This is a genomic window from Corallococcus sp. bb12-1 (genome assembly GCF_026626765.1).
GTDB classification, from domain to species: Bacteria; Myxococcota; Myxococcia; order Myxococcales; family Myxococcaceae; genus Corallococcus; species Corallococcus terminator.
The window spans coordinates 21,758-45,231 of record NZ_JAPNJZ010000037.1 but is presented as its reverse complement, the minus strand read 5'-3'; the positions used below and the strand labels follow the sequence as shown (position 1 = coordinate 45,231).

The window sequence follows — 23,474 nt, the reverse complement described above, 5'->3', positions numbered from 1 at the left end:
CCTGACTGAGGGGTTGAGGCTCTTCTCTAACCGGTGTTCCGCATCCCCGCCGCGATGCCGTTGAGGGCCAGCAGCAGCGGCCGGTCGCAGGCCGCGTCCCCTTCGCGCTTGCGCTTGAGCAGCTCCACCTGGAGGAAGGACATGGGGTCCACGTAGGGGTTGCGCAGCGCGATGCTGCGTTGGAGCTGCGGGTTGTTGTCCAAGAGCTTCCCCTCCCCCGTGAGCGTCTTCACCGCGCGGCGCGTGCGCGTGTGCTCCTGCTGGATGCGCAGCCACAGGGGCCGCGTGGAGGCGGGTGCCAGCTTCGCGTAGCGCGCCGCGATGGCCATGTCCGTCTTCGCCAGCACCATGGTCACGTTGTCGATGACCGTGTGGAAGAAGGGCCATTCCTTGTACATCCGCTGGAGCAGCCCAGCGCCCTCGGGCGTGGATGCGTACGCTTCCAGCGCGGTGCCCACGCCGTACCAGGCCGGGACGATGGCTCGCGTCTGTGTCCAGGCGAAGCTCCACGGGATGGCGCGCAGCGTGTCCAGCCCGCCCGCCTTGCGCTTGCTGGGGCGCGAGCCGATGGGCAGCGCGGAGATCTCCTCCACGGGCGTGCCCGTCATGAAGAACTCCACGAAGCGCGGATCGTCCCACACCAGCGCCCGGTACGCCTTGCGGCCCTCTTCCGCCAGGAGGTCGAACGCGGCGCGGAAGGCCGTCTCGTCCTCGGGGGACGGGCGCGGCTGCGCGTCCAGCGTGTGCAGCAGCACGCCGCCCACCACGAGCTCCAGCGTGCGCTGTGCCAGCTCCGGACGGGCGTACTTGTGGTCCATCGCCTCGCCCTGTTCGGTGGCCTTGTAGGCCCCGGCCACGGTGCCCGGCGGCAGCGCGAGGATGGCCGTCTGGGCGGGACCGCCGCCGCGCGCCACCGTCTCACCGCGTCCGTGGAACAGGCGCAGGGGCACGTCGTGCTCGTCCGCCACGTGGGTGAGCGCCACCTGCGCGCGGTACAGCGCGGCGCTCGCGGCCAGCAGGCCCACCTCCTTGCCGGAGTCGCTGTAGCCGACCATCACCTCCTGCACGCCCCGGCCCTTCAGGTGCTGGCGGTACTCCACATGCGCGAACAGCGTGCGCAGCACCTCCGGTCCGGAGTCCAGCGCGCCCAGTTGTTCGAACAGCGGCGCCACGTCCACGGTGGCGCACTGGCGCTCCTTGTCCCAGAGCCCCGCGTGCTTCAGGCATTGGAACGCCGCCAGAACGTCGTCCGCGGTGGAGGCCATGGAGAGGATGAGCGTGCGGCACACGGATTCGCCGCCTTCGTCCTGGCCTTCGCGCAGCTTCGCCAGCACCGCCAGCAGCCGCGTGCCCCCTTCGGTGGGAGCAGGGCCGCCGTTGAAGGAGGCCGCCGCGCTCACCGCGTCCTCCGCGGGCGCGCGCACCTCCAGTTCGCCCAGCCCCAGACCCAACGCGCGCACGCGCTCGGACATGCGGCGCACCTCGCGCAGGCCCGCGTGTTCGGCGCGGGCCGCGAAGAGCGACCGCTCCAGCACCGCCAGGTCGTCGCCCAGCGCCTCCGGAGAGCGATACGCCTCTGGCGCGAGCTTCGACGGCTGGCCTTCGCGCCGGGCCAGCACGTGCTGGAGCGCCAGCGACAGGCGCTCCTCCATGAAGCGCAGCTTGCGGCGCCACGGCTCACCGGAGGTGCGCGGGCCCTGCGCCTTCGCCACGTCCGGCAGCGCCTTCGCGTCCTCCTCCAGCGAGCGCTCCAACTCCTGCGTGGGCCGCGCGTGCCGCTCCGACTGCGACAGCATGCCGCCCAACAGCTCCACGTCGCGCAGGAACAGGCGCAGGCCCCGGGCGCGGTGCGCGCGCAGCGTGTCCTCGAACACCTCCGGCGTCACCAGCGGGTTGCCGTCCATGTCGCCGCCCACCCACGAATGGATGCGCACGGGCGTGTCCAGGACTCCCAGCGGTTCGCCGTAGGCGCGCTCGAAGGCCCAGTCCAGCGCCTCCGGCAGCCGGGCCACCGGCTCCGACAGCATCTCCTCCACGTACCAGTGGACGTTCTTCACCTCGTCGCCCACCGTGGGGCGCTCGCGGCGCAATTCGTCCGTCTGCCAGAGCGCGGTGATCTCCTCGCGCATGGACGTGAGGTTGGCGGCGGACTCGCGCGGGGTGAGCGTCACCCGGTCGCGCTCCTCCAGAAGCTGCGCCAGCCGGTAGAGCTTCTCCAGCAACGTGCGGCGCACCGCCTGCGTCGGGTGCGCGGTGAACGTCAGCGTCACCTTCAGCGTCCCCAACGTCTCCCGCACCTTGTCCGCGCTCACGCCCGCGGCCTTCAGCGCGAGCAACGACGCCTCCAGCGACCCCTTCTGCGGCCGGGTGGAGGTGGGGCTCGCGTGGGCCCTCGCGCGGCGCAGGCGGTGGTGCTGCTCCGCCAGGTTCACCAACTGGAAGTAGACGGAGAAGGCTCGCAGCACCGGCTCCACCTGCTCCGACGGCAGCCGCTGGAGCACCGCCGCCAGCTCCGCCGCCGCCGCCCGCCGCCCCGCCACCGGCCCGCGCCGACGCTGGATGGCCAGGTGGCGCACCTCCTCCTCCTTGTCGAACAGGGCCTGCCCCTCCTGTTCGACCAGGACTTCTCCCAAAAGCCGGCCCAAGAGCCGGACATCCCGCCGGAGCGGGGGATCCACGGGACGAATACGCGCCATAGCGACCGGAAACGTAGTCCCTCGACGCGGAGCGCCACCTACCCATTCTTTGCTTTTCGCCCACCGCAGGACGGAAACCCGCTCCGTCCTTGTGGGAATTTTTTAACGTCCCGGTCTTCCAATGCTCCCCGCGCTTCCACTAAAACCTCGGTCATCCCGGACCCCACCGGGATCCCTTCCAAGGAGTGGCAATGCGGAAACCCCCGTCATGGCTTGCCTGGAGCCTGCTCGCGATCGCCCCATCGGCGTACGCGGAGCGCGCCTGGTACGAGAAGCCGCAACCCGACATCGCGTCGCCGTCCGCGGGCCTGCGCAAGGTGGCCGTGGAGGATGTGTCCGATGATCTGCCACACCGGTTGGGTGAACAGCAGAAGGAGCTGAAGGCCCAGGCGCTCCAGGAGCGCATCGAAGGCCGCGGTCAGCCGGGCAAGGTGCACAAGCTGGGCAACGGCAAGTTCGTGGAGCTGGAGCTGGAGCGCACGGACCGCATCTTCGTCATCCTGGTGGAGTACGGAACGCAGATCCACCCGGTGTTCGGCAACCCCGCCACGAACCCCGGCGGCAACATCCCCGGGCCGCTGCACAACCTGATTGAAGAGCCGGACCGGGCGGTGGACAACACCACCATCTGGCAGCCGGACTACGACCGCGCGCACTACGAGAAGCTCTACTTCGACACGACGCCCGGCGCGGACTCCGTGGCGAACTTCTACAAGGCCGCTTCGTCGGGCCGCTACATCGTCAACGGCGCCGTGTCTGAATGGGTGCGCGTGCCGTACAACGCCGCGCGCTACGGCAACAACCTGTGCGGCTCCTCCAGCTGCTCCAACTCCGTGTGGCCGCTCATCAGCGACGCCATCAAGGCGTGGACGCAGGGCCAGGTGGCCGCCGGCAAGACGCCCGCGGAGATCAAGGCGTACCTGGACACGTTCGACACGTGGGACCGGTATGACCACGACGGCGACGGCAACTTCGACGAGCCGGACGGCTACATCGACCACTTCCAGATCGTCCACGCGGGCGTGGGCGAGGAGACGGGCGGCGGCGCGCAGGGCCCCAACGCGGTGTGGAGCCACCGCTGGTTCGCCTACAGCACGGGCCTGAGCGCGGACGGCACGGGCCCCGCGAACAACCCGAACGGCGGCACGCGCTTCGGCACGAACGTGGACAAGTGGGTGGGCGACTACACCATCCAGCCGGAGAACGGCGGACTGGGCGTGTTCGCGCACGAGTACGGCCACGACCTGGGCCTGCCGGACCACTACGACACGACGAACGCGGCGGACAACGGGACGGGCTTCTGGACCATCATGTCGTCGGGCTCGTACCTGAACGACGGCACCACGGACATCGGCAGCCGGCCGGGTGACTTCTTCGCCTGGGACAAGCTGCAGTTGGGCTGGTTGGATCACGCCACCACGACCCACGGCCTGTACTCGTACCACAAGCTGGGTCCGTCGGGCGTGACGTCCCAGAACGCGAAGCAGGCGCTGGTGGTGAACCTGCCCGCGAAGCCCCGTCCGCAGGTCACGGTGGCGCCCATCGAAGGGCAGTTCTCGTGGCAGGGCGGCGCGGGCAACAACCTGGACCGCGTGCTCCTCAAGACGGTGAAGCTGCCGAACAAGACGCCCATCACGTTCACGTTCTCCACGTGGTTCGACATCGAGGAGGACTGGGACTACGCCTACGTCGCGCTCGCGGTGGAGGACGGCCCGTTCGTCAACCTGCCCAGCCCCGTGAGCCGCACGTCGGATCCGTTCGGCAACAACCTGGGCAATGGCATCACCGGCCTGTCCGACGGCTGGGTGCCGCTGTCCTTCGACCTGTCCGCCCACGCGGGCAAGAAGGTCACGCTGAAGATCCGCTACAAGACGGACGGCGCGGAGTTCGGCCGGGGCTTCCTGGTGGACGGCTTCCAGCTCTGGGCGAAGAACAAGTACGTCTTCGGCGACGACGCGGAGAACGGCGGCAAGTACTGGGATCAGGCCACGTTCTTCCTGAACGACGGCACCCAGACCTACTACGACAACTACTACCTGGCCGAGTGGCGACAGTTCCGCGGCTATGACACGGGCCTGGAGACCGGTCCGTACAACTTCGGCTTCAGCGCGGAGGGCCTCATCGACTACGCCGAGCGCTACGCCTACAACCCCGGTCTGCTGATCACCTACTGGGACACGTCCGTGCCGGACAACCGCGTGTCCGTGCACCCGGGTGAGGGCCGCATCCTGCCCATCGACTCGCGCCCGCAGCCCCTGCAGCGCAGCGACGGCCGCTACTGGTCCGGCCGCGTGCAGACGCACGACGCGACCTTCGGCCTGCAGCCCAGCTTCCCGCTGTCCCTCAAGCCCAGTGGCTTCCCGCGCAACGATTACGTCTCGCAGCCCGCGGTGCCGGTGTTCAACGACCTGAACACCTTCTGGTACGCCACGCAGCCGTACGCCGGCGTGAAGGTCCCCCCCACGGGCACCATCATCGAGGTCCTGAGCGAGAACAAGGCCGGGACCGTGATGCAGGTGCAGGTGCGTCCGGTTGACTGAAGCGACCCGCTGAACCGTTGAATCCGGAGGCCGGTCCCGCATCCACGCGGGGCCGGCCTTCGTCGCATGGCGGATGCGCGGTTGAAGGAATCCCGACACCCGTCGAAGGGCCTCGCGCGAAGGGCGTTCCGGGAGCGCTAGCGTGCGCGCCATGGCCGAGTGCCCCGTAGGCCCTTCCTCCCCTTCCCCTCCCCCCGAGCCCCCTTCCGAGGTCGCGCGCACCGTAGCGCTGGAGGCCGCGGATCCGCTCTCCGTGCTCAACCAGGCGTTCCGGGACGCGTACGCCGCGCGCCGGGAAGCGGTGCTGTCGCGCATGGGGCCGGTCATCGCGCAGATCGACGACCTGCTCATCCTGCGCAAGGGCGGCCAGCGCTTCGAAGCGCCTTCGCGCACGCGCCGCTACCACGTGTACAAGGCCGTCACCCACGTCCCGCTCGCGCTCTACCTGCTGCTGGCCCCGCTGAAGGATGCGCTCGACGACGACACCCGCGTCCGGCTCACCCCCCTGCGCAGGCTCATCACCGAGGTGCGCGACAGCTTCGCGGCGCGGGGCCTTCCCGCCAAGGCCCTGGAGCGGCAGCACCGCGTACTGGACGCCTCGCAGGCGCTCGTGGACGCCGTGCTGGCCGCGAACCGCGTGGCCCAGGAGGACCTCTCCGCGTTCATCCACGCCCAGGTGCCCGACCTGCTGAAGAACGCGGAGGACGCGGCGAGGGATCAGATTGAGACCATGCACGCGGCGGTCGAAGCGTGGAAGCAGCAGATGACGTCCGACGAGCGCGAGCAGCTCCGGGCGGTGGTCGCCGCCTCGCACATGTCGCGACCCGGCAACGTGGCGACGCAGTACTTCGCCATCACGCTGGGAGAGAGCTGGGAGGGCCGCTTCCACGAGGAGGACCCCCATCCCGGCAAGCGCGTCCTGTCCTCCGAGGCGACGTTCGACGAGGCCGCGGCCTTCTCGCTGCTCGCGACGCACGTGCTGGACGCGCGCACGTCCACGGGCATCTTCGGCGAGGAGACGCGCATGGCCCGCGATCTGCTCGCGGACGCGGCCGAGCGCATCCTCGCGCAGAAGTTCCAGAAGACGCCGGAACCCGCGCCCTAGCCAGCGCGCCCGGGTCCGTCAGGCCTGCTGGAGCGGCAGCTCCACCTCGAACGTGGTGGCGCGCTCAGTACACGTTGTACTTGGCGCGGAGCGCTTCGTGCTCCTGCGCGTTGCGCGAGGGGCGGAGGATCCTCTGCGCGTCGTGCAGGTAGTACAAGAAGTCGCTCTTCGTCGGCCGCAGCGCGGCGAGCAGCGAGTCCACCGTCGGTGCCCCAATGGGGCCGGGCGGCAGACCGATGCGGGTGCGCGAGTTCCACGGGTCCGACTTGTCGCGCAGCCTCTTGAGGAACTCCTTGCGATCGTTCCACTCCGCCAGCTCGTAGCGGCTCGTCGCGTCCACGCCCAGCGCGAAGCCCTTGTCCACGCGCTTCCAGAGGATGCCCGCGACGAGCGGGCGCTGCGAAGGCGTGGGCTCCTCGCGCTCCAGCATGGAGGCCATCACCACGATGTCGTGCAGCGACCGGCCGCTCTTGTCGATCTCCGCCTTGTGCGCGTCGTAGAAGCGGGCGCGGAAGGTTTCCAACTGCCGCTGGATGAAGGCCTCCACCTTGAAGCCCTCCACCACGATGCCGTACGTCTCCGGGTACAGGTAGCCCTCCAGCCCGCGCGTGGGCAGGGGGAACGGCGCGGTGAAGCGCTCCGAGCGGCTGGCCGCGGCGATGTACTCGCCCGGTTTGATCAGGCCCTGCGCGGCGAGCACCTGGTCGGTGTCGCGCAGGCGCCAGCCTTCGATCATCGCGAAGGGCACGTCCTCCGGCAGCGGTGGGCCCTCCAGCGCGGTGGCCAGTTGCTCCACGGAGGAGGTCGGGCTCAGCATGAAGCGGCCCGCCTTCACGTTGAGGCTGCCCCGGCGCCACAGGTGGAAGCGCCAGATGCGGGCGTCGTCCAGGAAGCCCTGGGACTGGAGCTGCTGGCCCAGGGAGCGCGCGGACGCGCCCTTCTTCACGATGAATTCCTTCGGGGTGGCATCTTCGGAGGCGTGCGGCGTCGTGACGGCCTTCTGCGCGTACGAATACACTCCCGCCACGCCCGCGACCGCCAGGACGATGAGCACCAGGAGCGCGACCAGGATCTTCTTCATGGCCGGCAAATTATCACCGGCCCTGACGCTGCCAACGAGAACCGCTCGACACGCAGCCAGACAGGCGGACGCAAGCGCCCCCTTCTCAACACCCGCCGGGGATGTGGAGGGACAGCTCGCCCGGGGTCAGCACCTCGCAGCCGTCCCGGGTGACGAGCACGGTGTGTTCGAACTGGGCGGACAGGCTGCCGTCCGCCGTCACCACCGTCCACCCGTCCGGCATCATCCGGATGTCCGGGCGGCCCAGGTTCACCATGGGCTCGATGGTGAGCACCATCCCCGAGCGCAGGGTGATGCCCGTCCCCGCCTTGCCCACGTGGGACACATGCGGCGGGCCATGCATCTGCCGGCCGATGCCGTGGCCGCCGAACTCCTCCACCACGCTGCACCCTTCCGCCTTCGCCAGCGCCATCACCGCCGCGCCAATGTCCCCCAACCGGGCGCCATGTCGCACCACCGCCACGCCCGCGTCCCGGCACCGCCGCGCCACGTCCACGACGTGCTTCGCGTCGGAGGACACCTCGCCGATGAGGAACGTGGCGGAGGTGTCCCCATGGAAGCCGTCCAGGCACGTCGTCACGTCCACGTTGACGATGTCCCCGGGCTTCAGGTGTTCATCCGGGCGCGGGATGCCATGGCACACCACGTGGTTGCGGCTGGTGCACACCGTTGCGGGAAACCCCTTGTAGCCAAGCTGGCTGGGGGTGCCGCCCCGGCGCGCCGTGTCCTCGCGAACCCACATGTCGATGTCCGCCGTCGTCACGCCCGGCTGGAGCTTGCCGGCGACATGCGCCAGCGTGCCGGCCGCCGCGAGTCCCGCGAGGCGCAGCCGTTCAACCTCGGTGCCCTTGAAGAGTGGAATGCCCATGGCGGGCAAGGTGGCATCCGCCCCTTCGCAACGTCCAATGCTGTTCTGGCATCGTCCGGCCACGTGCACGGCGCGCAGGTCTCGCGCTAGCCTGGGGCGCGTGAGCATCACGCACCTCCAGTCCTTCGTCGCGGTGGCGGAAGAGGGCCATGTGGGCCGGGCCGCGCTCCGGCTCCACATCACCCAGCCGCCGCTCAGCCGTCACATCCTCGCGCTGGAGGACGAACTGGGCACGCCCCTGTTCGAGCGCGTTCCCCGGGGCATGCGCCTGTTGCCCACCGGAGAGGCCCTGCTCCACCACGCGCGCCGCATCCTCGCGGAGGTGGACGCGGCGGCGGACACCGTGCGCGCGGCGGCCCGGGACTCCAGGCCGCCCACAAGCTGACAGCCGCCCGTCAGGCCGTCAGGTCCACGCGCTCATGCCGCCAATGCGGCGCAGCATCAGGATGGGGCCGTCGTCCATGCGGCGGCCGCGCAAATCAATCTCCGCGTCGATGACCCAGTCCCCGTGGCCCTCCGGGTCCATGATGCGCTGCTGGGCCTCCCACTGACGGGTGCCAGCCTCCTTGAGCTGGGTGTTCGCCGGCTTGCGCGCCTGGGGCGTGAGCACCACCAGCTTGTGCTCCTCGAAGTACGGCGCCATCGCCTGCTCCAGCTTCGGCGCGGTCCATTCGCCCAGGGCGTTGTCCAGCATGCCCAGCGCGTCCAGGTAGCGGCGCTGGCCCAGCGCGCGCAGCAGCCGGTGCAGCTCCTCACGCACGCGCGCGGCGAAGGCCTTCGGGTCCTCGGTGAGCTCCTTGGGCTTCAGGTCCACCACCGGCTTCGCCTCGACGGGCGCGCCCGGGTTCTTCATCCGCTCCCACTCGTCCAGGAGGCTGGAGTCCACCTGACGCAGCGTCGCGCGCAGGTGGTCGATGATGTCGTCCACCTCCTCGTTGCGGAAGCGCTCCGGCACCGTCTGCGTCAGCGACTTGTAGACATCTCCCACGTAGCGCAGCAGCACGCCCTCGCTGCGCTGCAGGCCGTACTCCCGCACGTAGTCGTGGAAGGACATGAAGCGCTCGAACATGTCGCGCACGATGGCCTTGGGCCGGATGTTCTCCTCGCCCACCCACGGGTGCTTGCGCGCGAAGGCGTTGAAGGTGCTGTAGACGAAGTCGCGGTTGGGCTTGGGCCACTCCAGCTTCTCCAGCTCCTCCATCCGGTCGTCGTACTCCATGCCCTGCGCCTTCATCTCCTGGATCTTCTCGCCCTTGAGCTGGTGCAACTGCGCGTAGAGCACCACATCCGGGTTCTCCAGGATGGACTCCACCAGCGTGACGACGTCCAGCGCGTACGTCTCCAGCGCGGGATCCAACAGCTCCAGCGTCTCATGCAGGTACAGCGACAGCGTGTGGTTGAGGCTGAAGTCGCGCTGCAGCTCGCCCGCCACCTCCACGGTGGAGGAGCGCCCTTCCCACTGCACCACCTGCACGATGCCCGCCTCGCGCAGCGTGCGGAAGTACATGGCGGCGTCCTTCAGGAGCTTCTTCTTCGTGTACTCCGAATTGTGCGAACGGCGCACCAGTTGCACCAGCCGCTTGTAGCCGCCGCTGCCCTCCGTCTTGTCGCTCTGGAGCAGGTTGAGCAGCAGGCCGTGGCTCACCTCGAAGCGGGACTCCAGCGGCTCCGGCATGCCGTTCTGGAGCCGCTCGAAGGTGCTCTTGTCGTACTGCACGAAGCCCTTCTGCGGCGGCTTCGCCTTGGGCGTCTTCTTCTTGCCCGCGGCCTCCTTGGCCGCCTGCTTGATGTTCTCCACCATGTACTCGGGCGCCTGCGCCACCACGCTGCCCTCGGTGTCGAAGCCCTTGCGGCCCGCGCGTCCCGAAATCTGCTTGAAGTCGCGCACGCTCAGCGTCGTCAGCTTCTCGCCGTTGAACTTGAACAACTGCGTGAAGAGCACCGTGCGGATGGGGATGTTCACGCCCACGCCCAGCGTGTCCGTGCCGCTGATGACCTTGAGCAGGCCCTGCTGCGCCAGCTTCTCCACCAGCAGCCGGTACTTGGGCAGCAGGCCCGCGTGGTGCATCCCGATGCCGTGGCGCAGGAAGCGCTGGAAGTCCTTGCCGTAGGGCGTGTCGAAGGGCGCGTCCATCAACGCCTGCCGCAGCTCCTCCTTCTCCTCCTTGGTGTTGAAGTCCACCGACATGAGATTTTGCGCCTGCTCGGCGGCGGCGCGCTGCGTGAAGTTCACCAGGTAGATGGGGTACTTCCCGCGCGCAATGAGGTCCTGGATGGTCTCGTGCAGCGCCGCCTCGCGGTAGTCGAAGTCCAGCGGCACGGGGCGCTCGGAGCTTCGCACCGTGGCCACCTCGCGGCCGGTGAGCTGCTCCAGGCTCTGCTCGATGATGTGCGTGTCCCCCAGCGTCGCGGACATCAGCAGGAACTGCGTCTTCGGCAGCGCGAGCAGCGGAATCTGCCAGGCCGTGCCGCGCTCCTTGTCGGAGTAGTAATGGAACTCGTCCATCACCACCGCGTCCACGCGCGCGGACGCGTCGCGCAGCGCGAGGTTCGCCAAGATTTCCGCCGTGCAGCAGAGGATGGGCGCTTCGCGGTTGATGCTCGCGTCGCCCGTGAGCATGCCCACGTTCTCCGGGCCGAAGGCCTTGGAGAGCTGGAAGAACTTCTCGTTCACCAGCGCCTTGATGGGGCACGTGTAGAACGACACCTTGCCCTCGGCCATGGCCTTGAAGTGCAGCGCCATGGCTACCAGCGACTTGCCGGAGCCCGTGGGCGTCTTGAGGAACAGGTGCTTGTCGCTCAGGAGCTCCAGGATGGCTTCCTCCTGGGCGGAGTACAGGCTCAACCCGTTGGTGGCCACGTAGCCCACGAAGCGGTTGAGGATTTCATCGGCGTCGAGAGGGGGCTCGCCGGGCTTCGGCAACAGGGCGGCGAGCGGGGCGCGAGTATCGGAAGAATCCATCACCGGCGAACTCTAGGACGTGGGCTCTACGCCCACCGGGAAAAATGCGACTCGCCCTCTCAGAACCTGCGACTTCAGGACCGTCCAGGCGACCTGATGGGGAGGATTCGACCCAGGTGCTTTCCAATCATGTCGGCCCGGTTTAGTAGGAAAAAGGACCGCCGATGCAAAAGCCGACCGAACCCACCTCCGCCCAGTCCGAGCCCCTCACCACGGGGCGGATATTGAACGCCACCTATGAGATCGGCACCGTCCTGGGCAAGGGCGGGATGGGCGCGGTCTTCCTGGCGCGCCACCTGCGCCTGCCGGGCAAGCAGGTGGCCATCAAGGTGCTGCACGGCGCGGAGGAGCTGTCGCCGGAGGTGGCGGTGCGCTTCCGGCGTGAGGCGGAGATCGCCTCCCGGCTGGGCCACCCCAACATCGTGGAGGTGCTGGACTTCGACACCCTGGAGGACGGAACGCCCTTCATGGTGATGGAGTACCTGCGCGGCGAAGGCCTGTCGCGCCGGTTGCGCAAGCGGAAGCAACTGCCTCTGGAGGAGGTCTTCTCCATCTCCCGGCAGATGGGCGCGGCGCTCCAGGCGGCACACCGCGCGGGCGTGGTGCACCGCGACCTGAAGCCGGGCAACGTGTTCCTCGTGCCCACCGAAGCGGGCGGCGTGGTGAGCGAGCGGGTGAAGCTGCTCGACTTCGGCATCTCCAAGCTCATCGATTCGCGCACGGTGCAGACGCTGGACTCGGTGCTGATGGGGACGCCGCAGTACATGGCGCCCGAGCAGGCCATGGGCCACAACAGCGACGTGGACTCGCGGACGGACCTCTTCTCGTTCGGCTGCATGATCTACGAGATGCTCGCCGGCCAGCCGCCCTACTCCGGCGACAACATCGCGGAGCTGATCTACCAAATCGTCCACCTGGAGCCCGCGCCGCTGCTGACGCTGGCGCCCAACACGCCACCGCACGTGGTGACGGCCATCACCCGCGCGATGGCCAAGCGTCCGGCGGACCGCTACCCGGACGTGGGCGCGTTCATCCTGGACCTGACGGGCAGCACGCTCCAGACGCTGGGAGAAGTGAAGCCCGCGCGCGTGAAGACCGCCGCCCCCGTGTCCTCCGCGCCGTCAGCGGTGCCCACGCCCATGCCCCCCTCGCAGGAGCATGTGCCCACCGTGGGCATGCGCCCCCACGCCGGGCAGGACGAGTCCCCGCAAGCACAGGGTCCCCGCACGGAGTCGCTGGCCGCGCAGCCGCTGCCCCGCTCCCGACCGAAGTGGCTGGTGGGCGTGGCCGTGGGCGTCGTGGTCATCGCGGCCTTCACCACCGCCTTCTTCTGGCGCGGCGCGGGCACGACTACGGCCATCACGGTGCCGCCCCCCGTGCAGACACCCCCGGTGGCCGTCACGCCGCCCGACGACGTCAAGCCGCCGCCTGTCGCCGTGGTGACCGCGCCTCCGGAACAGAAGAAGCCAGATGCGGACCCCGAAAATTCGACCACGCCGGTTCCGGACGCGGATCCACCCAACCCCACGATCGGCGCAATGGACACGCCCGTGGGCACCAAGGCCAAGGTGACGCGAGGCCAGCCCCCCACGTCCCAGGCCGTGGAGAAGATGCCCGACAGTGTCCGCGAGGACCTGACCGCGGCGCAGCGTGCGCTGGACGCGGACAACCCGGCGGAAGCACTGCGTCACATCCGCCGCAGCCAGCGCACGAAGGTCACCGGCGCGTCGTTCTCACTGCTCACCCGCGTGTACTGCCAGCAGCGCGACCTGGCGAATACGCGGGCCAATTGGACCCGGGTGCCGGCAACGGAGCGTCCCAAGGTCCGACAATACTGTCAGAAGTACGAAATCGACCTCTGAGGTCGTCCCTGGCGCGCGGAGCTGGAAGGCGAGCGCGCCCCCATTCAAGGAGTCCCTGTGAGAGTTCTACTGGCAGTCAGCGTCGTGGCCTTGTCCCTGGGGTGTGCCCGGGGCGTGCGGCTCGACAGCGCGGTGGCGGGCATGAAGCCCGCGACCGGCAAGGTGTATTCCAACGAGGCCGGTGAGCAGGTCACCATCATCCCGCTGGAGCCCCACGACTCGAAGAAGGCGCTGCTCGAGTTCAACGGCACCAAGAGCGAGCTGGACGGCAAGGTCGTCATCGCGAGCGTGGATCGCGATCGCGGCACCGGGTATTGGACGAAGTGGCGCGGCCGCACCCAGCGCTTCGTCACGGTGCACGACCGGGGCGGCTTCGAGGACCTCATCCTCAGCCCCGCGGGCGCCTCCGGTTACACGCACCTGAAGCCGGACACGGGCCGCACCGCGGCGCTGAAGGTGGAGAAGGTCTTCGCGCGCTACGAGGACGCGGAGGAGGACGGCGACCTGAAGCCCTTCATCGCCTTCGACCGGAAGTTCTGGACGGACCAGGCGGAGAAGGAGCTGGGTGAGAACCTGGCCGAGGCGAACAAGGCGTGCGGCACGAAGATGGCCGCCACCATCGCGTGGGACACCATCCCGGATCCGGTCCTCAACGAGCTGTCCGTCCCCAGCTACTGCGCGGGCCCGCTGGAGTCGTTGCAGAAGCTGTGCGCCCGGTCCGAAGAGGCGAAGCGCACCGTCCAGCAGAAGGTCCAGACGGTGGAGTGCCGGGTGGACGCCGCGGCGGCGCTGAAGCTGGAAGCGCAGAAGGTCATCTGGACCGTGAAGTCGGGTGAGACGATCCAGCCCGACGCGACCACCACCTTCTTCACCGACAACCTCTAGGCCGGAGCCCAGAACAACATGTCACTTCGACACATGGTCATCGCCCTGGGGTTCGTCATCGCCCCGCAAGCCGCGCTCGCAATGGATCCGCCCTGGGGGCAGGAGAAGAAGCTGCGCGAGCGCATGGTGCTGGAGTCCACCCGCGTGTGCACGGACGGCAAGGGTCACTACTCCGTCCTCGTCCCCACCACCCCGGAGGCGGACGGTCAGCTCTACTACGGAGACGGCAAGTCCTTCGTCCAGGTGCCCAACGTCGGCAGCAACAGCTCGACGCAGGCGGACTTCTTCGAGCCGCGCTTCTTCGCCCCCAAGTCCAACCCGAACTTCCGCGGCGTGGACTACCGGGTGATTTCGCGGCTGGCGCTCAGCGAGGATTCGAAGACGTGCACGCTCAGCTGCGGCGACCGCGCCCTGCCCCAGCAGCCGCTGGAGGCGGAGAAGGCGAAGGAGCTGCTGCGCAAGTCCACCTTCGCGGCCAGCCCGATGAAGTTCCAGCCGTACGCGCTGCTGCGAGATGACAAGGGCACGTACTACCTGGTGGAGCGCGGCATCGGCGAGGACAACAAGTCCTTCCGCATCTTCACGGGCCAGCGCGGCCAGGTGAAGCCGCAGAAGATGCTCAACGTCGTCACCGACTCGCAGGGCGAAATCTTCTCCACCCAGGGCGGCGACCTGCGCCTCGTGGTGGACCGTGAGGAGGCGTCCTTCTGGGTGGTGAAGAGCAAGCGCCAGAAGCTGCGCGCGGTGCCCGTGGGCGACAACCTGCCCTTCATCTACAACGAGCTGGGCGTCTACACGGGCGCGCGGCTGGGCACGCCCTGCGACGACGTGTGATGCCGTAGGGGCCTTCAAGCCCCGGGCACGGTCAGCCGAGCACCTTCACGGCCTTGACCATGTCCGGGGCCAGCTCCTCGTTCTCGAGGATGCTGAAGCCCAGCTTCTTGCTGACGGCCTGCATGCCGCGGTTGCGCGTGAGGATGTCCGCGACTATCCGCTGCAGGCCCCAGTCCCGGCCAATCTCCACCAGCCGCCGCAGCAGCTCCGCCCCCAGGCCCTGACGCTGCGCGATGTCACTGACGGTGATGGCGAACTCCGCGTCCTTCGTGCCCCTGAGGCGCGTGAGCCGGCCCACCGCGAGGATTTCGCCTCCATCCTTCAGGTCCGGTGAGCGCCGCTCGGCGACGAGCGCCATCTCCCGCGCGTAGTCGTTGAAGCAGATGCGCGCCAGCCGCTCATGGGCCACGCGCTGGCTGAGCTTCATCAGGCCCGCGTAGCGCATGAACACCGTCTGTTCGGACAGCGCCTGGTGGAAACGCGTCATCGCGGGCTCGTCCTCCGGGCGGATGGGGCGCAGCATGAGCTGCTCGCCGCTCTTCAGCGTGAAGAACTCCGCGTACTGGTGCGGGTACGGTTCGATGGCCAGCCTTGGCAGCGACGCGGCCGCGGTGTCCGGCGGGTGCAGCACCACGCGGGCGTCCAGCGCGATGATGCGCTCGGCGGAGGCGAGCAGCGGGTTGATGTCCAGCTCGCGGATGAAGGGCTGCTCCACCACCAGTTGGCTGAAGCGCACCAGCAGGCGCTCCAGCGCGCCCAGGTCCACCGGGGCCCGGCCGCGCACGCCCTTCAACGCGTGGTGGATCCGCGTGCGCTCCATCATCCGCCGCGCCAGCGTGGTGTTGAGGGGCGGCAGGCCCAGGGCCCGGTCCTGGAACACCTCCACCAACGTGCCGCCCGCGCCGAAGAGCAGCACCGGCCCGAACTGCGCGTCCAGGCTGCTGCCCAGGATGAGTTCATAGCCGTCCAGCTTCGCCATGGGCTGCACGGTGACGCCGTCGAATGCGTCCAGGAGGCCCCGCTCGATGAGCGCGTCGCGGATGGCCTGGAAGGCCTGGCGCACGCTGGCCTCGTCGCGCAGGTCCAGTCGCACGCCGCCCACGTCCGTCTTGTGCGTCACCGTGAGCGAGTGCAGCTTGAGCACCACGGGGAAGCCCAGCGCGTGGGCCTTCTCCACGGCCGCGTCCTCGGAGGTCGCGAGCCACGTCTCCACGGTGGGGATGCCGTAGGCGGCCAGCAGGCGCTTGGATTCGTACTCCGACAGGAGCGTGCGGCCGGCGGCGCGGGCCTCCTCGATCAGTGCGCGTGCGACGTCGCGGCCTCCCCCGGTGGGCTCCTCCGCCAGGGTGGGCGTTTCATAGAGGCCCGCGATGTTGTCCGCGTAGCGCCACATGTAGTTGAAGACGCGGGCCGCGGTGTCCGGATAGCCGAAGGTCGGGATGCCCGCGTCGTTGAGGATGCGCTCGCCCGCAGCGACCTCGGAGCCGCCCATCCAGCTCGCGAGCACGGGCTTGCCGGGCAGCTTCGCGTAGCCCTTGAGGCGGTCGGCCGTCTTGGTGGGCTCGGTCATGTCCTGAGGGGTGAGGATGACGAGCAGGCCGTCGCTGTTCGGATCCGCGCCCGTCACCTCCAGGGCCTTCGCGTAGCGCTCACCGTCCGCGTCGCCCAGGATGTCCACCGGATTGCCGTGGCTCCACGGCGGCGGCAGGAACGCATCCAACTGCGCGCGCGTGTCGGCGGAAAGCGTGGCCAGCTCTCCGCCGCCCGCGACCAGCGCATCCGTGGCGAGCACGGCGGGGCCGCCCGCGTTGGTGAGCAGCGTGAGCCTGCGACCGGAGGGCCGGGGCTGGCGGGCCAGCACTTCCGCCATGTGGAACAGGTCCTCGATGGAGTCCACGCGCAGAACGCCCGCGCGGCGGAACGCGGCGCTCAACACCTCGTCACTGCCGGCGAGCGTGCCGGTGTGGGACGCGGCGGCCTGCGCGGCCTGCGCGGTGCGGCCGGCTTTGATGACGATGATGGGCTTGGTGAGGGCCACCTCGCGCGCGGCGGACAGGAAGGCGCGCGCGTCGCCGATGGACTCCATGTACAGCAGGATGGAGCGCGTCATCGGATCCTCGGCCAGGTAGTCGATGAGGTCGCCCCACCCCACATCCAGCATGGAGCCCACGGACACGAAGGCGCTGAAGCCCACGGACTCGCGCAGGCTCCAGTCGAGGATGGCGGTGAGCAGCGCGCCGGACTGGCTGATGAACGCCACGTTGCCCGGCCGGGCCATGCCCTTGGCGAACGTCGCGTTGAAGCCGGTGGTGGGGCGCATCAGGCCCAGGCAGTTGGGTCCAATGATGCGGACGTTCCCGGCCTGGGCGATGCTCAGCACCTCCTGCTCCAGCTTCACGCCTTCGGGCCCGGTCTCCTTGAAGCCCGCGGAGATGATGATGGCGCCCCGGACGCCGACCTCCGCGCACTCGCGGATGATGGCCGGGACGGACTTCGCGGGGGTGACGATGACGGCCAGGTCCACGGCCTCCGGCAGCGCGCGCAGGGACGGCCACGCCTTGATGCCGAGCACGTTGGGGCGCTGCGGGTTGACGGGGTAGACGGTGCCGCCGAACGGGCTGCTGATGAGGTTCCACAGCACGGTGCGGCCCACGCTGCCTGCCCGCTCGCTTGCCCCCACCACCGCGACGCTGCGGGGTGAGAAGAGCGACTCCAGCGGCTGACGGGCGCGTTGGTGGAGCAGGTCGATGGAGGGGTCCGTCCGTGCCGGGGCCTTGGGGGGGCGCTGCTCGTCCATGGTGCGCTCGTCTTCCGGTGGGGTGGCCATGCTCAGGCTCAATTTCCGGTCGGACCCCATCGTGCACCAGATGGAAGGAAGGGGCCGTCGCGGCGGACGGCCCCTCGTCCTGTATTGGAAGCAGGCGGCCGACCAGACGTCCCACGCAAGAGACATCCGGTGGACCGGGCATTTCGTCAACGGGCTGCTGGCCGGGCATCAGCGCGACGTGGAGCGGCCTACCGCTCGTCGTTTTGACAAGGAGGTTCGTCCCTCCAAATCCCGCACGTCGGCAGATCAAACACGCCGCGGAGAGAGGCGCGTCGGCCGCCGAGGAGAAGTCGGAGCTGGAGGCGCTGGTGAGCTGCGGCACTGGGCGGGTGCGCCACGTCAAGCGTGCGCAGATTCTGCTGGCAGCCCATGTCGGAGTCACCGACGAGCAGATTGCCAGGAGTGTCCGAGTGAGCGTCTTGAGCCTTCCCGGGCAAGCTCATCTGGTGGGGCCTGTGCGCGGGGCTCATCGCGGTGGCCTTCGCGCTGCTCTGGCGCTTCCACCGCGTGAGCGCCGGCACGCTGCGCCCGCTCGAGACCTGAGCGGGCTCCAAGGCCCGGGGCCTACCAGGGCAGGTACTGCTGAGTCATTTCCCGCCACACGGGCCAGTCGTGATTGCCGCCCTGCCAGATGGCGAGCTGGTGGGCCAGGTCCTTCTTCCACGGCAGGCTGGAGAGGTGCCCGTTACACGCTGAAATCAATCTGCAGGATGGGTGTGTCCGCTTCGATGTCGCGCCGGAACCGCCCCCACCGGTCGAGCGTGCTCTCGTCGAGCACGGCCGGGTCGCGATACTGGTGGAACAGCGCGTAATTCATCGAGCGCTGGAGCGCGAGCAGGTCCGGCACGGCCGCGAGCCACTCGCGCTCCATCCGTCGGAGCTCCCGATACCCTTCGAGGAACGGCCCCAGGAACGCAGCGGCCGCTTCGTCGCGCGCCTCTCGAGCCTCGCCTCGCGCGATGTAGAAGAGGAGTACCGCGATGTCCTTGACGAACCACGCGTACTCGCAGTTGTCGAAGTCGAACGCGGTGATCTTCCCTTCGGCGAAGCAGAAGTTGTGCATGTGGAGATCGGCGTGGATCAGCCCGTAGCTCTCCGGTGTTCGCGGTAGCCGGTTCAATCGCGCGATGATCGCCGCGGTGCGCTCGCGAACGAGCTTCTCCTCGGGGGGCGCGAACCGGTCGATGTCGACCACGTCGTACTCATGCCATTCCTGGCGCTTGAGCCTGGGGCTCGAAGGCGCGTAGGTCTCGGCGCGGTTGTGGAGCCGCGCGAACAGCCGGCCCAGGTCGCGGAACAGGGGGGGCTTCCAGTAGCGCTCCTTGAGCGGAGGCGCGTCGTCGAAGACGATGCCCGGCGCGCGCTCGAACGCGGTGGCGACGAAGTAGCTGCCGGGCTCGCGGTCTTCGATCCGCTCCACGAACTGCCCCGAATCGGAGAGGATCGGCGAGGCGATTGGAATGCGCGCGGCGGCCAGATAGCGAACGAACTCGACCTCACCCAGCGTGTAGTCGATCGTTCGCCGCGTACTGTGCGAGATGCGCAAGATAAGGCCTTCGCCGTCGTCGTTCTCCGCCTCGTAGACGAAGTTCTCGAAGGCCGCGAGCTCGGTGAGCTGTTCGGGCGACAGGCCATACCGGCGCGCAGCCTCATCGCGAATCGGTTCGTGGAAGCGGCGGACGAGCTCTGGATGCATCGAATCCTCTAGTCCTTCAACGTGAGGCTGCTCTCACCGTAGCCCAGCACGGTCGAGGCAGAGTCGCTGGTGACCGAGACGCCCAGGCCGCGCGCGAGGGTCTCCGCCAACGGGGGGCCATTGCGCGGCCGCGTGAACACAGCCAGGTCTGTGCCGGTCAGGGGGTGATCCGGGCGCCGGAGCCGCTGGTTCAGCATCGCTTGCTCGCGCTCGACGACGCGCAGGCACCGGCGCTCAAGGGCGAACGCGCTGGCAGCGACGCCAGCGAGCTCGCCGCAGATGGGCTCCGCCACGACCGCGTCTCCCGGCAGCCGGTGCGCGAAGAGCTCGGCCAGCCGCCGCTGGCTCGTGGCCTGCTCGGCGGGATCCAGCTTCGCCAGCTCGTCCAGCGAGGTGCCCTGTGGCGTGCCGGGGAACGCCTCGCCGATGCGCGCGAACAACCAGCGGCTGAGCTTGATCTCGCGCTGGTAGGTCTCTGCGAGTGGGAAATCGTCCCGGAGCAACGGGTAGTGCGCGACATCGATCGGCGCCTCCACGCACTCTTGCAGCGCGGTGCGCGGGAGGTGTCCGGCGAACGCCGCCCGGAGCCGTTCGTGGAGCAGCCCCTGGGTCGCGCCGAGGAAGCGGACCACCGATTCGACGCGCTGCCCGAGCAGGCCGTAATCGATCGCGGCGTCGAGATCGCCGAGGCGCGCTGCGATGTCGGGCTGGGCCTCAATCGGTGCCGGGGCCGAGCCGGTCAACACCTGCAGATATTCGCTGATCAGCGCCGGCGGCCCTGCGCACACGCCGTGCGGACCATGGAAGACCGCGTGACGCTCGGCATAGTCCACGATCGTTTGCGCGGTGACGGGCTGCTCGGGGGCGTCGCGCACCAGGTCGTTGGTGACCAGGCGAACTCCGTCGATCAGCCGGAACATGGCCGCGAGCCCGCTGTCGAGCTCTCCGTTCGGCACCGGATGGGTGCCCCTCACCAGCACGTACCCGACCGACGCGAGCGTGCAGACGACCATCATGTGGAGCTCGCCCGCGGTGAGCACGCCCGGGGTCCGGGGCGGCATGCGCGCGAGGAAGGCCTTGCGGAACTGCTCGGTCAGCGAGAGCAGGTCCGGCCACTGACGCGCCATGGCCTTCATCGCGGTCACGTTCATCGGGAGTTCGTTCTGGTACCGGCTCCCCGCGTACTGGCACTGCTTGCGCACGGTTGGGAGATCGAGGAACAAGGTGCGCGGTGCGACGTTGTTCTCGCCCACTTGCCGGCCGTCACCGTCGAGCGCCGGATGCGCCACGCGGTAGACCGGCACGACCACCTCGAGGTTCGAGAGCTCGAACGCCCGTCCGAACGCCTGTTCGGTCAGCACGGGGCAACGATTGTCGTGGGCGCTGAACGTGAGCGGCTCACGCCCGGCTGGCACCTCACCCAACCGCTCAGGGAAGGACACCGCGGTGCGGCCCGTGGGCGCATCCGAGACCCGCCTCAACACCCGCTGTTCGATCAATGCTTCGAGCAGGTCCCGGATCTTGTCCCAGGAATGGGGCGCGCCGTCCGACCACGCCATGGCGTCGGAGGCTTGAAATTGCTCGACCTGGAGCAGCTTCTCGCCCAAGGGCGCGATGTCCGGCTCGTCGAAGATGAGCTCCACCTCGCCATAGAAGAGGTGCAGGACCTGCTGGCCATTCCCTGCGTCGAGCCGGTCGTGCGTGAGCCGCCTTCGATTGGGAATGTAGAGCATCTCATCCGCTTGCAGCTGTGCCATGGCTTCTCACTCCCGCTCCAGTGTGACGTCGCGCGACCAGGTGCCGCCGAGCGAGCGATAGACCCCGACGCGATGGTTGAGCAGCAGCCGTTGCGCTTGCAGACTTGCGCGCTCGAGCCCGACCAGATTCGTCAGGGCGGTGAGCACCGTCAGATAGTCCGATTGCCCCTGCTCGAAGAGCCGCCTCGCCTCGTCCAGGAGCTGCCGCCCGAGCTGGACCTGCGCACGCAGGCTGCGCAGGCTCGTCGCCTCGTTCTCCTCCTGGACCACGGCATCCTGCACCCGTCCGATCGCGGTGTGCAGCGCGAGCTGGTATTGGACATGGCGACGCTGGAGCTGGATTGGCAGTCGCAAGTACTCGGTGACTCGCCTTCCATCGAACAGGGCCCAGGTCAGGCCCACCCCGACGACGGACTCGCCCAGGACCGGCTCCGAGAGGCCGTATTTCGAAGCGCCCACGTTGCCCACCAGTTCGATCGTCGGAAGCCAGCTCGCCAGGTTCGCGTTGATGCGGTGCTCGACCTCGGCGACGCGCAGCTCCGCGAGCCGCATCTCGGGCGTGTTCACGTTCAGGTCGCCCGGCGTTCCGAGTTTCGGTGGGGGCGGGAGATCGGGAAGCTGTCGATCGAGTGGAACGACGTCGTCGGCGGGGCTGGGTACCCGGCCCAGCAGCGCCTTCAGCTCCGAATTCAAGAGCGCGTTCCGGGTGGCGATCAGCGGCACCTGCGATTCGAGGTTCACCAGCAGCTGCTCCTGCTGCAGCACCACGAGCCGGGGCGTGAGGTGCTGCTCGAACCGCGCTCGAATCAGCCGGAGCAGCTCCTTGTTGTAGTCGATCTGCCGCAGCGTGAGGTCCCGGAGCGCGCGGGCCTCCAGGATGTCGAACCAGATCTGGGTGATCCGCACCGCGAGGTCCTGGACGCGGCCCTCGGTGAGCTGCCGCTGCTGCTCGGCGAAGTTCAATCCCGCGCGCCGCTGCGCACCGAGGGCTCCAAACAGGTCGACCTGGTAGGCCACGCCGAGACCGACGTTGGCGACGCTGTACTCGGTCCGGGTTGGCGGCGCGGGCGGAAGGTTGGCAACGACATGACGCAGCCCCGCCGGGTTCAGGATGCCGACCTGGAGCGGGTACCACCAACCTTGCGGCACGTTGGGGTCGAGCTGGTTCTCGTAGATCAGCTCCCGCGCGTCGCGCAGGGCCAGGTTGTCGCCGAAGCACTCCTGGATGGCGGTGTCGAGAGCCGGATCGGCGAACGCCGTCCACCAGACTGCGTCCTGGGTGACAGGCTCGGCTGGCTGCGCGGGCACGCCCTCCTTCGACGGCTGCGGGCTTGGAACCCCGCCCTCGGGTGCGCTGGACGGTTGGGGCGGCTCGGTGCGCAGATCGACGGCGGTCGAGTAGCTGCTCGGCGCCAGAGGCGGTTCGACGACGACGGGACGGATCAGCTCGCAACCGGAGCAGATCGTCGCGAGGAGGGCGAGCGTAAATCGAAGTCTCATGGGTGGCTGACGACCACGAGGGCTTTCGCGTGGTTGAGGACGCAGCGCTGCGCGACCCGCATGGTCTCGGGATCGAGGGAGGCGAAGCTCTCGTCGAGGATGACCAGCTCGACCCCCTGCAGCAGCGTGCGCGCGATGTAGAGCCGGCTCTTCTCGCCGTGCGAGAGTTGCCAGCCAGTCTCGCCGATCATCTCCTCGAGGCCGGCGGGCATCTTGGCGACAAGCTCGTCCAGCCCGAGTTCCTTGCACAGCGCGGCGGCCTTGGTCCGCAGCTCGGGCGAGGTCGGCCACTCGCGCCCGAGCAGGAGATTGTACGCGAAGCTGCCGGACAGGACGTGGTTCTCGTGGAACTGCGGCGCGGCGGTGATGCGCTTGCGCCAGCCCGAGGCGCCGAACGTCGCGCGGTCCAAAGCGTGCAGCAGCATCACACCGCCCTGCGGCGTCCTCAGGCCCGTCAACAGCGACACCAGCGTCGACTTGCCACCGCCCGATGGGCCCTCCAGCAGGATGCGGTCGCCCTGCGCGATCTGGAACGAGCAGTTCTCGAGCACCGGCCGGGTGCGCGCGTCGTGCCGGAAGGTCACGCCCCGCGCCTGGATGAGGGGTTCCGCCGGCGGCGTCGGTGGGCTTGCCTCCCTCCATTTCGAGAGGGACTTTCGATTCGAGCTCGGGGCGGCCCACCGCGAGCAACAAGTCGCGGATCTGCTCGAACGACACCGCCGCCTGGGAGACCTGCTGGAAGTAGACGGCGACCTCGTCGAAGGCTCGCAGCGCGAGCAAGATGCCGCCCACGGACACCGCCAGCGCGCTGGCATTGGCCGTACCGCTGCTGAACGTCGGCAGCAAGGTCAGCAGGGCGAG

General features: G+C 68.9%; 15 protein-coding genes. 6 read left to right on the top strand and 9 right to left on the bottom strand.

What is annotated here, in order from left to right; translation table 11 throughout:
- Positions 1-26: 26 nt before the first annotated feature.
- Positions 27-2,696, bottom strand: a complete 2,670-nt coding sequence (locus OV208_RS40690; RefSeq protein ID WP_267579367.1) for a phosphoenolpyruvate carboxylase — start codon at positions 2,694-2,696, stop codon at positions 27-29.
- A gap of 191 nt (positions 2,697-2,887) precedes the next feature.
- Here OV208_RS40690 and OV208_RS40685 point away from each other — a divergent pair, with 191 nt between their 5' ends.
- A complete protein-coding gene (locus OV208_RS40685; protein WP_267579366.1) occupies positions 2,888-5,236 on the top strand; it encodes an immune inhibitor A domain-containing protein in 2,349 nt (782 codons plus the stop codon).
- A 151-nt stretch (positions 5,237-5,387) separates the two neighbouring features.
- Positions 5,388-6,341 (top strand): hypothetical protein, encoded by a 954-nt coding sequence (locus OV208_RS40680; RefSeq protein WP_267579462.1) that lies wholly within the window; start codon positions 5,388-5,390, stop codon positions 6,339-6,341.
- A gap of 64 nt (positions 6,342-6,405) precedes the next feature.
- Here the strand turns inward: OV208_RS40680 and mltG are convergent, their stop codons facing one another.
- Both mltG and map read right to left on the bottom strand, forming a co-directional pair.
- Complete coding sequence (gene mltG, locus OV208_RS40675) at positions 6,406-7,422, bottom strand: endolytic transglycosylase MltG (protein WP_267579365.1); 1,017 nt, start codon at positions 7,420-7,422, stop codon at positions 6,406-6,408.
- 85 nt (positions 7,423-7,507) lie between these two features.
- Positions 7,508-8,290, bottom strand: coding sequence for a type I methionyl aminopeptidase (map, locus tag OV208_RS40670; protein WP_267579364.1), 783 nt, complete (start codon positions 8,288-8,290; stop codon positions 7,508-7,510).
- A gap of 100 nt (positions 8,291-8,390) precedes the next feature.
- Between map and OV208_RS40665 the strand changes: the two genes are divergently transcribed.
- Positions 8,391-8,675 carry a LysR family transcriptional regulator gene (locus OV208_RS40665; protein WP_120540309.1) on the top strand — a complete coding sequence of 95 codons (285 nt, stop codon included), beginning with the start codon at positions 8,391-8,393 and terminating at the stop codon, positions 8,673-8,675.
- An 18-nt stretch (positions 8,676-8,693) separates the two neighbouring features.
- Here the strand turns inward: OV208_RS40665 and OV208_RS40660 are convergent, their stop codons facing one another.
- A complete protein-coding gene (locus tag OV208_RS40660) occupies positions 8,694-11,252 on the bottom strand; it encodes a DEAD/DEAH box helicase (RefSeq protein WP_267579363.1) in 2,559 nt (852 codons plus the stop codon).
- A gap of 164 nt (positions 11,253-11,416) precedes the next feature.
- On the opposite strand from OV208_RS40660, the gene OV208_RS40655 reads away from it, so the two are divergent.
- The 3 genes from OV208_RS40655 (at position 11,417) to OV208_RS40645 (ending at position 14,833) form a co-directional block, all read left to right on the top strand.
- Positions 11,417-13,114 carry a serine/threonine-protein kinase gene (locus OV208_RS40655; protein WP_267579362.1) on the top strand — a complete coding sequence of 566 codons (1,698 nt, stop codon included), beginning with the start codon at positions 11,417-11,419 and terminating at the stop codon, positions 13,112-13,114.
- A gap of 84 nt (positions 13,115-13,198) precedes the next feature.
- Positions 13,199-13,999, top strand: a complete 801-nt coding sequence (locus tag OV208_RS40650; protein ID WP_267579361.1) for a hypothetical protein — start codon at positions 13,199-13,201, stop codon at positions 13,997-13,999.
- An 18-nt stretch (positions 14,000-14,017) separates the two neighbouring features.
- Positions 14,018-14,833, top strand: coding sequence for a hypothetical protein (locus OV208_RS40645; RefSeq protein ID WP_267579360.1), 816 nt, complete (start codon positions 14,018-14,020; stop codon positions 14,831-14,833).
- Positions 14,834-14,864: 31 nt separating this feature from the next.
- Here the strand turns inward: OV208_RS40645 and OV208_RS40640 are convergent, their stop codons facing one another.
- From OV208_RS40640 to OV208_RS40620, 5 genes are all read right to left on the bottom strand, one after another.
- Positions 14,865-17,630 (bottom strand): bifunctional acetate--CoA ligase family protein/GNAT family N-acetyltransferase, encoded by a 2,766-nt coding sequence (locus OV208_RS40640; RefSeq protein ID WP_267579461.1) that lies wholly within the window; start codon positions 17,628-17,630, stop codon positions 14,865-14,867.
- 715 nt (positions 17,631-18,345) lie between these two features.
- Positions 18,346-19,356 carry a phosphotransferase enzyme family protein gene (locus OV208_RS40635; RefSeq protein ID WP_267579359.1) on the bottom strand — a complete coding sequence of 337 codons (1,011 nt, stop codon included), beginning with the start codon at positions 19,354-19,356 and terminating at the stop codon, positions 18,346-18,348.
- A gap of 8 nt (positions 19,357-19,364) precedes the next feature.
- Positions 19,365-21,113 (bottom strand): hypothetical protein, encoded by a 1,749-nt coding sequence (locus OV208_RS40630; RefSeq protein ID WP_267579358.1) that lies wholly within the window; start codon positions 21,111-21,113, stop codon positions 19,365-19,367.
- 6 nt (positions 21,114-21,119) lie between these two features.
- A complete protein-coding gene (locus OV208_RS40625) occupies positions 21,120-22,613 on the bottom strand; it encodes a TolC family protein (protein ID WP_267579357.1) in 1,494 nt (497 codons plus the stop codon).
- Positions 22,610-23,428 (bottom strand): ATP-binding cassette domain-containing protein, encoded by an 819-nt coding sequence (locus OV208_RS40620; protein WP_267579356.1) that lies wholly within the window; start codon positions 23,426-23,428, stop codon positions 22,610-22,612. Before OV208_RS40620 ends, OV208_RS40625 begins: the two co-directional genes overlap by 4 nt.
- Positions 23,429-23,474 lie beyond the last annotated feature (46 nt).

Coding starts and splice junctions, on each gene's coding strand:
- OV208_RS40655 (WP_267579362.1), top strand. CDS start 11,417: ATGCAAAAGCCGACCGAACCCACCTCCGCCCAGTCCGAGCCCCTCACC.
- OV208_RS40685 (WP_267579366.1), top strand. CDS start 2,888: ATGCGGAAACCCCCGTCATGGCTTGCCTGGAGCCTGCTCGCGATCGCC.
- mltG (WP_267579365.1), bottom strand. CDS start 7,422: ATGAAGAAGATCCTGGTCGCGCTCCTGGTGCTCATCGTCCTGGCGGTC.
- OV208_RS40635 (WP_267579359.1), bottom strand. CDS start 19,356: ATGCATCCAGAGCTCGTCCGCCGCTTCCACGAACCGATTCGCGATGAG.
- OV208_RS40660 (WP_267579363.1), bottom strand. CDS start 11,252: ATGGATTCTTCCGATACTCGCGCCCCGCTCGCCGCCCTGTTGCCGAAG.
- map (WP_267579364.1), bottom strand. CDS start 8,290: ATGGGCATTCCACTCTTCAAGGGCACCGAGGTTGAACGGCTGCGCCTC.
- OV208_RS40625 (WP_267579357.1), bottom strand. CDS start 22,613: ATGAGACTTCGATTTACGCTCGCCCTCCTCGCGACGATCTGCTCCGGT.
- OV208_RS40640 (WP_267579461.1), bottom strand. CDS start 17,630: ATGGACGAGCAGCGCCCCCCCAAGGCCCCGGCACGGACGGACCCCTCC.
- OV208_RS40690 (WP_267579367.1), bottom strand. CDS start 2,696: ATGGCGCGTATTCGTCCCGTGGATCCCCCGCTCCGGCGGGATGTCCGG.
- OV208_RS40645 (WP_267579360.1), top strand. CDS start 14,018: ATGTCACTTCGACACATGGTCATCGCCCTGGGGTTCGTCATCGCCCCG.
- OV208_RS40630 (WP_267579358.1), bottom strand. CDS start 21,113: ATGGCACAGCTGCAAGCGGATGAGATGCTCTACATTCCCAATCGAAGG.
- OV208_RS40620 (WP_267579356.1), bottom strand. CDS start 23,428: ATGCCAGCGCGCTGGCGGTGTCCGTGGGCGGCATCTTGCTCGCGCTGC.
- OV208_RS40680 (WP_267579462.1), top strand. CDS start 5,388: ATGGCCGAGTGCCCCGTAGGCCCTTCCTCCCCTTCCCCTCCCCCCGAG.